Source organism: Terrisporobacter othiniensis (genome assembly GCF_000808015.1).
Taxonomy (GTDB): Bacteria; Bacillota; Clostridia; order Peptostreptococcales; family Peptostreptococcaceae; genus Terrisporobacter; species Terrisporobacter muris.
Genome location: NZ_JWHR01000104.1, coordinates 1 through 11,539 on the forward strand (window position 1 = coordinate 1; position 11,539 = coordinate 11,539).

The 11,539-nt window shown below is 28.8% G+C and carries 9 protein-coding genes, 1 pseudogene and 1 riboswitch; of the genes and pseudogenes, 7 read left to right on the forward strand and 3 right to left on the reverse strand.

Annotated elements, in window-relative coordinates:
* Positions 1-384 precede the first annotated feature (384 nt).
* Positions 385-2,787, reverse strand: coding sequence for a leucine-rich repeat protein (locus tag QX51_RS11480; RefSeq protein WP_039680056.1), 2,403 nt, complete (start codon positions 2,785-2,787; stop codon positions 385-387).
* 266 nt (positions 2,788-3,053) lie between these two features.
* Here QX51_RS11480 and QX51_RS21805 point away from each other — a divergent pair.
* From QX51_RS21805 to QX51_RS11510, 7 genes and pseudogenes are all read left to right on the forward strand, one after another.
* Positions 3,054-3,155 (forward strand): annotated as a pseudogene (locus QX51_RS21805) (helix-turn-helix transcriptional regulator); the annotation flags it as partial.
* 102 nt (positions 3,156-3,257) lie between these two features.
* Entirely contained in the window at positions 3,258-3,473 is a 216-nt protein-coding gene (locus QX51_RS21225) for a hypothetical protein (protein WP_242842734.1), read from the forward strand.
* 684 nt (positions 3,474-4,157) lie between these two features.
* Positions 4,158-5,945 (forward strand): aminopeptidase P family N-terminal domain-containing protein, encoded by a 1,788-nt coding sequence (locus QX51_RS11490; protein ID WP_039680057.1) that lies wholly within the window; start codon positions 4,158-4,160, stop codon positions 5,943-5,945.
* 265 nt (positions 5,946-6,210) lie between these two features.
* The gene (locus QX51_RS11495) at positions 6,211-6,975 is read left to right on the forward strand and encodes a 4Fe-4S binding protein (protein ID WP_039680058.1); all 765 of its coding nucleotides are present in this window, start codon (positions 6,211-6,213) and stop codon (positions 6,973-6,975) included.
* A 92-nt stretch (positions 6,976-7,067) separates the two neighbouring features.
* Positions 7,068-7,346 (forward strand): hypothetical protein, encoded by a 279-nt coding sequence (locus QX51_RS11500; protein ID WP_152607236.1) that lies wholly within the window; start codon positions 7,068-7,070, stop codon positions 7,344-7,346.
* Positions 7,347-7,381: 35 nt separating this feature from the next.
* A complete protein-coding gene (locus QX51_RS11505) occupies positions 7,382-7,945 on the forward strand; it encodes a DUF3885 domain-containing protein (RefSeq protein WP_039680060.1) in 564 nt (187 codons plus the stop codon).
* A gap of 37 nt (positions 7,946-7,982) precedes the next feature.
* The gene (locus QX51_RS11510) at positions 7,983-8,546 is read left to right on the forward strand and encodes an SF0329 family protein (protein WP_039680061.1); all 564 of its coding nucleotides are present in this window, start codon (positions 7,983-7,985) and stop codon (positions 8,544-8,546) included.
* A gap of 273 nt (positions 8,547-8,819) precedes the next feature.
* On the opposite strand, the gene QX51_RS11515 is transcribed toward QX51_RS11510, so the two are convergent.
* Both QX51_RS11515 and QX51_RS11520 read right to left on the reverse strand, forming a co-directional pair.
* Entirely contained in the window at positions 8,820-9,323 is a 504-nt protein-coding gene (locus QX51_RS11515; RefSeq protein WP_242842735.1) for a hypothetical protein, read from the reverse strand.
* Positions 9,324-9,453: 130 nt separating this feature from the next.
* A complete protein-coding gene (locus QX51_RS11520) occupies positions 9,454-10,866 on the reverse strand; it encodes a PQQ-dependent sugar dehydrogenase (RefSeq protein ID WP_039680063.1) in 1,413 nt (470 codons plus the stop codon).
* Positions 10,867-11,438: 572 nt separating this feature from the next.
* Positions 11,439-11,525, forward strand: a riboswitch (cyclic di-GMP riboswitch).
* The last annotated feature ends 14 nt before the right edge of the window (positions 11,526-11,539 follow it).

Here is an 11,539-nt window from a genome sequence, read left to right on the forward strand (position 1 = left end):
CTACTAAGACAATATCCCTACTTTATTTATATCAAATATATTTACCTGGTATTATTTTGTCATATTATGGTTGACTTATAAATAATTGGTGCTACAATTTAATTGCCATAAATATATATGATATTAGTTTATTCTTTTACATTTTAAGGAAATTATGGATTGTTTTATTTTATTATTCATAGTTGTTGGAATTGCAATTATTATATTAATAAATAATTATAAGTTGATTTATACTGTAGGGCTATTTTGCTTGAAAAAGTAGTAAAAATAACTAAATATGGAACAAGTGTCCAAGGGTGTATCAAAAATGTTACACCCTTAGACACTTGAAAGATTTATTTGACAGAAATTATATCTACACTTTTTAATGCTATACTAGAGTTTCTATTTAACTTTAATATATTTCACATCACTATATAAGCTATAATAATTTTTATCATCAACTCTTCGATAAGCTTTAATTTTATAATAATAAGTTTTTGAAGATGAAAGATTACTGTTTGTATATGAAGTAGTACTTCCACTAGTTATGGTTTTTACTAAAGAATAAGTACCTTTTTTAGAAGTCGATCTATATATTTTATAACCTGATGCATTGTTTATTTTATTCCAAGAAATAGTAACCTTTTTTTTCAGTGAAGATTTTAATTTGATACTAGGTTTTAACGGATTTGTAACTGCTACTGTTTTTGTATAATTACCATAATATGTAGTACCATTTGCTCTTTTTATAGGTTTAATTCTATAAGAATATTTTGTAGCATACTTACGATTTCTATCCGTATAATTTAAAACGCTATTACCTTCCACAGTTGCAATTCTCACATATGTTTTGCTTGTAGTATTGTATCTATATATAGCATATCCATCAGCACTTGAAACTTTATTCCAATTTAATTTTATTGTTGATGGAGTTGTTGAATTTACAGTAAAAGATGTAGTAGACTTTGGATTTATTTTAAAATTAATATCATAAGATCCTGAATATGCTCCCATACCTTTTATTCTTATTGTGGCTGTTCCCACATTTTTATTGTTTAAATACTCAACAGTGTAATCAACATTTTTAACTAAGTTTCCTTGAGTAGAAGAAACTAATACACTTGGCTTAATATATTTACCTGTGTAAGTTTGATTTTCTACTTTAGAAAAATTCAAATTTTTTATATTAATAGTATGATAGTTATATGTAAAGTTAGCATCAGATAAAGTTTTTTCTGTTATGCTATCTTTATGAACATAAAGTTTTGCATATCTTGCTTTTGGAAAGGCATCTTCACCAATATATTCAATATTACTTGGCAAATATACATCACCAAGCTTATTGCAACTTGAAAAAGCATGCTTATAAATTTTAGTGACACTTTCAGGAATTTGTATATTTGTTAAATTAAAACAAGCACCAAAAGCATTTGGTCCAATTTCTAATAAATTTTTAGGAAAATCAATATTAGTTAAACTTATGCAATAATAAAATGCATCACGATAAATATATTTCACAGAATCTGGAATAGAAACATTTTTAAGAGCGTAACATGAAAGAAACATTTCAGTAGGTATATACTCTAATTTAGCTTTTATACTCATATCTGTAAGTTTTTCACAATCCATAAAGGCTCTAGAACCGACCTTTTCAACACTAGGTGGAATTACAACAGATGTAATATTTTCACATCTAATAAAAGCACTATAACCTATAGTTTTTAATTTATTAGGTAAATTAAGATTACCTTCTAGACCACAGGATTCAAAAGCATTTTCCCCAATAGAAGTTAAGTTTTTAGAAAAAGTAAACTTTTTTAGCTCTGGTATTAATGCAAAGGCATAATCTCCAATTTTATTAATATTTTCACTGTTTTCAACTTTTTCTAAAGCTGTTGCTATGAAAGTATTATCTTTTATTTGTGTTATTTTAGAAGGAATATAAATACTATCTAGTTTATAGCAGTTTTCAAAAGCTGCTTCACCAAGGTATTCCAATGAGTCGTAAAGATCTATATTATTAAGTACTTTACAATTTTTAAAGGCACTATTTCCTATGGATTTTAAGTTTTTACTAAGTTTTGCACTTTCTAATCTTATACAACCTTGAAAAGCTGATTCTCCTATTTCAGTTACATTTTCTAGATTTATATTTTCTAAAAACTCGCAACTTGAAAAAGCAAATTCATCGATTTTAGTTAAACCTTCAGGTAGTTCTATGCTACTTATATTTGCATTATCAAAAACACCCCAACTTAAGCTTGTTAAGTTTTTAGATAGGGTAATCTCTGTAATAGAAGTATTTGAAAAAGCACCTTCACCTAGAGTAGTCACACTGTCTGGTAATATTAATTTTTTTATATTCACATTGCTTCTAAAAGCATCTTTCCCAATGCTTTCTAATGTACTTGGAAAATCTGCAGTGGAAAGAGCATAGCAGTCATAAAAAGCATAATCACCTATGGAAGTCAAATTTTTTGGATAATTAATAGTTCTTAAATTGTGACAATTTTCAAAAGCACCATCTTCAATGGTTATTAGACTATCTGGCAAGGTTACACTTATCATTTTTTTGCTACTTAAAGCATTTTCTCCAATAGTTGTTACACCATTTGGAACTGTCACATTTTCAGCATCCCCCGTATACATAATTAGCACATTATCTTCAATAATAAAATCATCACTAGAAGATGTAGTTGATGATGTTAAATCAACAATTTGTGCAAAAGTTTCATTTCCACCAGAAATTAAAATTAAACAAGCTACTAAGAATAAGACGCTTATTTTTTTAAAACAATTTAACATAAATACCTCCCATTAATTTCAAATCTGTATAATTTTATTTTACATTATATAGCTTTGAATGACATTATTTATTTATGTTTTTTTAAGAATCTTATGATAAGTAAAAATCATTTGTATTTACATAAATTTTTTGAATGTTAAATTTAGTTGACAAAATTTCAATTTTACTTGGTAGAAAATAACTTATCTTTAAAGTATACTATGCCTACAAGTTAACTAGGAATAAATGAAAAGGTTGTGATTATTATGCTATTAGGAGATAAAATATTGAATTTACGCAAAAAGCTGGTTTATATCAAGAAGAAGTTGCCAATAAATTAGATGTATCTAGGCAAACTGTAAGTAAGTGGGAAGCGAACCAAACAGTTCCTGAGTTAAAAAAAATAAAACTATTAAGCCAACTATATAATGTAAGTTATGATTATCTTATAAGTAAGAGTAATCCAAGTGGTGATATTACGAGTATAGAAATGATAGTTGATGAAATTGATTGGACTAGTGCATGGAGTAAAAAATATCCAATTTTAGCTTCGTATCAAGGTATCCAAGGAGTAAATGCTTATTGTGAAAAAATATCAAATTTATATGATGAGTTCAAAAATGAATTTAATTTTAATGACCAAGATACAGTATTAGTTTTAAAAGATATCCTTTACCAAAAATATAAAATAGAAAAAAATAAGTAAACTAAAAGTTATTTGTGAGATTTTAATTCACAATTTTAACATATTACGAACTAGAAGAGTAGTAGCTATTGATATGCTCCTACTTTTTCTATAATGGTGGATAATAAATCTAATTATATTGATATAATAGCTAAGATACTTATTTTAAAGAATAAAGGAAACTTGAGAGATAAACAAAGAGGGACTATACGTAAGTTGATGGTTTAGAATTGTTGAAATTTGGAACCTATTATATTATCTTATAGTAAGAGATAAGATAATGGTAAAGAGGGGTTCGGTACGATTCATCTCCAGCATTCAAACCATCGAAAAGAGGATAAGGAACTACTAAGTTTATAACTTAGTAGTTTTTTGTTAAAAGTGTACAAGCCTAACAAAGTTTTGGCATGAGATATAAAACTAGTTTAGCTTAGATTAATAATTAAATATTTTATCAGTGCTCCACAAACATCTACTAAGACAATATCCCTACTTTACTTATACCAAATATATTTACCTGGTATTATTTTGTCATATTATGGTTGACTTATAAATAATTGGTGCTACAATTTAATTGCCATAAATCTATATGGTATTAGTTGATTCTTTTAATGCACAAAGATATACAAATTGAAAGTTACATTTAAGAAAAAACTATATGGTTTAGTAGAAGACAAAAATACAAAAAAGAAGAGGGAATATGAGATGAATATAGTAGAAAGAATTGAAAACTTACGTAAAGTTATGCAAGAAAAAAACATTGATGCTTACATAGTACCTACTGCTGATTTCCACCAAAGTGAATATGTTGGAGAGTATTTTAAATCTAGAAAATTCATCACTGGATTTTCAGGATCTGCTGGTACTGCAATTATAACAAAGACTGAAGGTCGCCTTTGGGTAGATGGAAGATATTTTATACAAGCTGCTAAACAACTTGAAGGTACTACAGTTGAGTTAATGAAAATGGGAGAACCAGGAGTTTTAACTATAGAGGAGTATTTAAAAGAAACATTAAAATCTGGAGAAACACTAGGTTTTGATGGACGTGTAGTATCTGTAGGTGAAGGTCAAGAATATGAAAAAATAGCAAAAGCAAATCATGCAAAAGTTAATTATAATGAAGACCTTATAAGTGAAATTTGGAATGATAGACCAGAGCTTTCAAAAGAACCAGCATTTGCATTGGATATTAAATATACAGGTGAATCAACATCAGATAAATTAAAAAGAATTAGAGAAGAAATGGATAAAGCAGGGGCATCTATTCATGTTCTTACAACTTTAGATGATATATGTTGGACATTAAATATAAGAGGAAATGATATTGAGTTCTTCCCACTAGTTCTTGCATATGCAATAATTACTAAAAATACTGTAGAGTTATACATTGATGAGAGTAAATTAGATGATGAGATGAAGTCAAATCTTGCTAAAGACTCTGTTGTACTTCATCCATACAATGATATATATGAAGATGCAAGAAAAATTGGAGAAAATGAAGTTGTACTTCTTGATCCATCAAAAGTAAACTATGCACTTTATAACAATATTCCATCAAATGTATTAAAAGTAGAAAAAAGAAATCCAGAGATTTTATTTAAAGCTATCAAAAATCCAGTAGAGATTGAAAATATCAAAAAAGCACAAATCAAAGATAGTGTTGCACATGTTAGATTTATGAAATGGTTAAAAGAAAATGTAGGTAAAACTACAATTACTGAAATTAGTGCATCTGAAAAATTAGACGAACTTCGTGGTGAAATGGGTAACTTTATACGTCCAAGTTTTGAACCAATATCTTCTTTTGGAGAGCATGGTGCAATAGTTCATTATGTATCAACTCCAGAGACAGATGTTGAATTAAAAGAAGGAAGCTTGTATTTATCAGATACAGGTGCAGGTTTCTATGAAGGATCTACTGATATAACAAGAACTTTTGCTCTTGGGGAAATTTCACAAGAAATGAAAGACAACTTTACACTAGTTGCAATCAGTAATATGCAACTTGGAAGTGCTAAATTCTTAGAAGGATGCACAGGTATGACACTTGATATGCTTGCAAGAAAACCATTCTGGGATAGAGATCTGAACTTCAACCATGGTACAGGTCACGGTGTGGGATATCTTTTAAATATTCACGAGGGTCCAACAGGGTTCCGTTGGCAATATCGTAGTGGAGAAATAGAACCACTTCATGAAGGTATGATTATAACAAATGAACCTGGTATTTATATTGAAGGTTCTCATGGTATACGTTTAGAAAATGAGTTACTTTGCAAAAAAGGTACTAAAAATGCATACGGACAATTTATGTACTTTGAAGCAATAACATTTATTCCAATGGATTTAGACGCAATTAATCCAGATATAATGACAGCTGAAGATAAGAAACTATTGAATAATTACCACCAAGAAGTATTTGATAAAGTTTCACCATTCTTAAATGAAGAAGAAACTGAGTGGTTAAGAAAATATACAAGAGCGATTTAATAAATAAATACACTTTTCAGTGACTTATCACTGGAAAGTGTATTTTTAAATTGAGCAAATTAAATAACACCTAACCTTAAAAACAATACTTTTATATCAATAGTATAGCCATTAATATAAAATCAGTGGCTTTTCTGATATAATTAAGGGATAAATGGGAATTTGTAGCGGAGATTATTTATAAATAATGAGAAAATAAATTTCAGGTTGGTAATCTGGCAAACAGGAGTTGAAATTTCAAATTTAGAGGGGAGATATAACATATATGAAATTATTTAAAATTTATTTTAGTCCAACAGGTGGAACTAAAAAAGTAGCAGATTTAATAAGTGGACAATTTGATTTTGAAACAACAGAAATAGATTTATCTAATAACATGGAAGATTTTTCAAAATTTACATTTAGTGAAAAAGACCTTTGTATTATAGCAGTTCCATCTTTTGGTGGGCGTGTACCCATGGCAGCAATGTCTAATATTAAGAAGCTAAAGGGAAATGGTTCAAAAATTATTTTAGTAGCAACATACGGAAATAGAGCATATGAAGATGTATTGTTAGAATTAAAAGATACATTAACAACATTAGGATTTTTCTGCATTGCAGCAATTGCTTCAGTTACAGAACATTCCATTATGCATCAATTCGCAACTGGAAGACCAGATCTACAAGACAAAGAAGAATTAATAAAGTTTTCTGGTGATATTAAAGAAGTCTTGAAACATGGAAAAGTTACTAAAGATTTGTATGTACCAGGGAATAATCCATATAAAGAGTATAAGGTTATTCCTTTAGTTCCACAGGTGAGACAAGAATGCGAGAAATGTGGTCTATGCGCTACAAAATGTCCAGTTGATGCTATTTCAAAAGATAATCCAATGTTGGTAGATAAAGAAAAATGTATCTCATGCATGCGTTGTGTAGCTATTTGTCCAAATAAAGCTCGAAGTGTAAATGAAGAGTCATTATTGGCAATTTCAAAAAAATTAGAAAAGGCATGTTCTGAAAGGAAAATGAATGAACTGTTTTTATAAATATTAAACTAATTTATTATAAGAGTAAAATATAAAAGTTAACACCATAAAATCCAATTTGCTAAGTATGTTTAATTCACCAATGTTATATAATGCTACAAAATAAATTACCAAAGGGATATTATATAGTTTGTATGATATTTATACTAGCTGTTCTAATTAATTTTTCCTATGTTGATAGAAATGCACAAATATTAATTGATTTTGGACCTTACCATGCTTATGTATCAGATGTGGGGTTAGCTTTTGTGATAGGAATTATTAATTTGAGGGATTTAATTGCATATGGTGATTCCATATTTGTTATTGGGTCAATTAGTTTTTTATGTGTGTTTGATTATCTTGTTTTTATTATTTCAAAAAAAGGTTAAAGAAACATTAAGTAAGTAAATAAGGAGATTAGTTAATGAACTTGTATTTTAATAAGTTGACAGTTCAACATTGCTTTGAATTGAAAAAGTGTGTTTCATTTGATATATTGCCATATGAAAGTCCATATCATGAGGTTGAAGATATAGAGAATGAAGAGTTACAATGTAGGGAAGAGTATGTTGATTCCTGTGTTAATTATGCTTGTAAAGTATGGAATAGTTGTAATTTTTCTGATAAATTAACTGTAATATATGAAGACAAATATAACAGTTCTAAAAAAAGAGAAAATGAGTTTGTTGAAATGTGTTTGGATTCTTTTGAAGGAGCTACTTTTCCTTTTGAATGGATTGATGATGAGGAAATATATTATGGAACAAGATATATTTGGGAAACAAATAAAATAGATATTCATAAACTTTTTAGGAAGATTATTATTTCTGATATAGGAGATGATACTGAGCTTGATTGTGCAGTATACATAATAGATAAAGAAACAGATAATGTGTTTTTTCTTTATGATGATAGGGGGATACATGTATTCTCCAATGATTGTATGTTTATAGAAAAAATTAAATCAAATAAAAATATATTATTTTAATAGAAACTATCAGTTATAAAATGTAAGGGGGGACTACATGGGAAAATCGTGGAGTAGATTAAGAAAAGAGTTAGAGGAAGAATTTTTATGTGAAAGTTTGAGGGGACGTGTACAATATTTTTTGACACATTATCATGGAGCGCCAGATAATTATGGAAGATTTTGTGTTAGGGTTGATAAAAATGAGTATGCTAAGGCCAATCCATATGCATATGGTGTGAAGGGATACTATGAATTAGAAGATTTGACTAAAGAAGAACGTGGTATTCCAGAGAGACAATGGACTGATAAGGGATATTTGTATGATGAAGAAAATCGTGATATTGAAGATGAAGTCGTAAATATATCAATAAATAATGGAGATTTTGATATTTACAATATCACAGATGCAATTATAGAATATAAAGAATTACCTATTGCAAAAAGCATTGTATCAGAAAATCCAATTGTTAGGATGTTTGCTGTAATGGATAGACGTATAGGAAAAAGAACACTTAAAAAATTAGCAGAGGAAATTGATCTACAACCCCAATGGCTACAATTTTTCTACAAACTGCGTCTAGATTCTGAAAATATTAATTATTATAGTAAATATGTATAAATTTAATGACAAAATACAAAAGGTAATCAATATGATTTAATTGGTTGTTGATAGATAAAAAATTAATATATAAAATTGATAAATGGGAATTTGCATAAAGACTTAGCAGGTAAAAATCGGGATATCTATCCCGATTTTTTAATTTCCAACCTTGTTGCTTGAGCAGCTGTTGGCCATATGAAGTAGAGCGCCAACGCAGTGGCTTAAAGTGTTTCAACCACACGTCGCTCAAGCGAAGCGAATTTTTTATTCCATATAAGTAGTTTATAATAGTTAGCTAATTATTTTTAGTTTTGTAAGATAATTTATAAATTTTTTAATAAAAATATTACAGATGCTTGAGTAAATAAGTGAAAATAAGAAAAATATTAAAAAAGTTAAAGTAGTTGAAAAAGAGCTAGCTAAATCTACAAAAGACACAATACCTACTATATAAGTTAAAAATATTATCCCAAGAGATAGTGCTACACTTGAAGATAGTATAGAAATTACTATTCCCTTCCTAAAAAGTAATGCTCCTATAACAATGCCTAGTAAACCTGTAGTGAAAAGCAGAATTATTGATTCTTGGATACTAATCATAGTAAGAATTAGTACTGAAGAAAAAAATACAGCAAGACCAAGAGGTATACTAGAAAAAGCAGCTATTGCAATAGGTATAGTGCTTAATGGACTTAAGAACAATCCAATAGCTGGTAAAAATATAGGTGCTGATTGAAATATAACAGCTAATGTTGTTAATATGCCTCCAACACAAATAAACCTGCTTATATTCATTTTATTCAACTTTAATGCCTCCTTGTATAATATAGTTGTCATATTTGATAGAAAGTGGAGCGTCTACATACTGGCTTAAAATTGCATAGCGCCCACGCTGTGGCTCAAACGAAGGGAATTTTTTTATAATCTAAGGAACAATCTCAAAAATAGTACCTTTGCCAAAATCAGCCACATTGGCAGAGGCATAAACCCCTAAATAAAGTCTGGTTTGATTCATATTTGCCCCCAAACAAACATAATAAGCTGACTCAGAGCCAAAATCATAATCAGTTTCAATAACACTAAAATCATTTAGTTTAGAATCTTTTGTTGATTTTGTATAAGCTAAAACACCTTTCACTGGAGGTTTGGACTCTTCATTTTGGGCAAAATCAGTAAACACAACGCTTCCTGTTAAATCTGGTATATTGTTTCCCATATATGGCTGAACCCCTGTAAGAGCAGAACCATCAAATTTATCTGGTCGTGAATCCTTATGAAAATAACAGGCTAGAGGTGAAATACGCTGTGATGAAGTTTTTACTGCTTCATTGTAATAAGTAATTGTTATCTCGTTCAAAGTTGGACTTTCAGAGCAATCTCCTATAAGTGAAGTAGGTAAAGTACCTTCCCATCCACGCCAACCAAAGTTAATAAATTTTTCTTGTTCAGGTTGGGATTTTAAATGAGATTGAACAAGATTAGTAACTGGCATTGGTCTATAATTAACAAATGAAAAAACTGACTCTACTAAATCCTGTCCAACATTCCCCACATATTTTATATATTGGTTATAAAACTTTTGAAATGAAATTCCAGGGATATTGCGAACTCCTTTGGCCATTACAGTAAGGGTTTCTTGAATAGATATAGGAAGCTCATCAAAACGTGTGACTACAGGCGGATCATTGATTAATGAATTCTTGTTTACATCAATTTCAATTATTTTACCGCAGATTTCCATATTATCCTGACTTAAGTTAAATGGATCATAGCCTGATCCACCATCTCCTGTTGTTAAAACAAGTTTTCCAGTTTCAGGTGAAAAGTTTAAGCTATTAACACCATTATGATTGAGAAATGGTCTTCTTAGATTAAGCAATGTTCTTATTTTTTCAGGTTGGCCATTAGGTTGTAAAACCCATTCTTCAACTGTATCAATATGATCATATTTAGTATCTCTATGAGTCCATTTTAGATTTAAAGTTTCTATGTCACATGGGTTAGGTTTAAAAGGTTTTGAAAGAGCACCCGGACCTTGTGTTACTGCTACTGAATAATGAAGATAAAATAGACCATTATAATAAAATGCTGGATGAAAGGCTAGACCTAGCAGCCCTCGTTCATCATATCCACCACTAGAAGTACCTAGTTCTATTATTCGAGGGCGAATATCTAAAAAAGTATTTATAGCTCCCTTTGATATATAAAATATTCTTCCTACCTGAGTTGCAATAAATAAACTCTCACTTGAATCACCTGGCATGATAGTTGTTTTCAAAACAGTGGGTAAATCTATATTCTTAACAATAGGCTGTAAACTAACTTTAATTTTCTTCATTTAATACATACTCCTTCTTATTATTTGCTATAGATAATCAAGTTCAATTTTTAACATATTTTTAGAGCAATGTTGATTTTTAAGCAGTGTGATTTAAAATGTTTGATTGAATTATGAAGATGTTTATCTATATTACAATAATATGATTAGAACTATTGCATTAATACAGAATTGTGCCTAGAAATCCCTGGAGAGCAGTGTTTTAGAATCTAATATAATAGAAGTGGCAATTCAAGTTACTTCATGGCTTAAGAATTTATGTAAATAACTGGATACTTCATAGGCTTTTGCTATTTTTAGGATAATACTATTATTGATGATACTGTTATTATAGAAAAATATCACATTTTGATAATAAACTGGTAAATAAATAAAAAGAATTTAGTAATTTTATACTGTAAAGTATCTGTAAATGGAAAAAAACATATATTGAAGAAAAATGATATTGTATTAATTAATGGTACATTAAAAATATTTATAGTAATTATGTTTTAATATAAAAAAATATTTTTTTTGAAAAAACTATTTAAAATTTTTTAAAAATATGTATAATTTAGTATAGAAAATAAAAATTTAAAAACCGGCAAATCTAGAGAAATCTAGAGACGCAAAGCTAAAGGGGCTAAGGTTTAATCAAACTATGCCAGCCAGTTGCCAAAGATTAATAGTCTTT

Coding starts and splice junctions, on each gene's coding strand:
- QX51_RS11515 (WP_242842735.1), bottom strand. CDS start 9,323: ATGAATATAAGCAGGTTTATTTGTGTTGGAGGCATATTAACAACATTA.
- QX51_RS21225 (WP_242842734.1), top strand. CDS start 3,258: ATGATAGTTGATGAAATTGATTGGACTAGTGCATGGAGTAAAAAATAT.
- QX51_RS11510 (WP_039680061.1), top strand. CDS start 7,983: ATGGGAAAATCGTGGAGTAGATTAAGAAAAGAGTTAGAGGAAGAATTT.
- QX51_RS11505 (WP_039680060.1), top strand. CDS start 7,382: ATGAACTTGTATTTTAATAAGTTGACAGTTCAACATTGCTTTGAATTG.
- QX51_RS11495 (WP_039680058.1), top strand. CDS start 6,211: ATGAAATTATTTAAAATTTATTTTAGTCCAACAGGTGGAACTAAAAAA.
- QX51_RS11480 (WP_039680056.1), bottom strand. CDS start 2,787: ATGTTAAATTGTTTTAAAAAAATAAGCGTCTTATTCTTAGTAGCTTGT.
- QX51_RS11500 (WP_152607236.1), top strand. CDS start 7,068: ATGCTACAAAATAAATTACCAAAGGGATATTATATAGTTTGTATGATA.
- QX51_RS11490 (WP_039680057.1), top strand. CDS start 4,158: ATGAATATAGTAGAAAGAATTGAAAACTTACGTAAAGTTATGCAAGAA.
- QX51_RS11520 (WP_039680063.1), bottom strand. CDS start 10,866: ATGAAGAAAATTAAAGTTAGTTTACAGCCTATTGTTAAGAATATAGAT.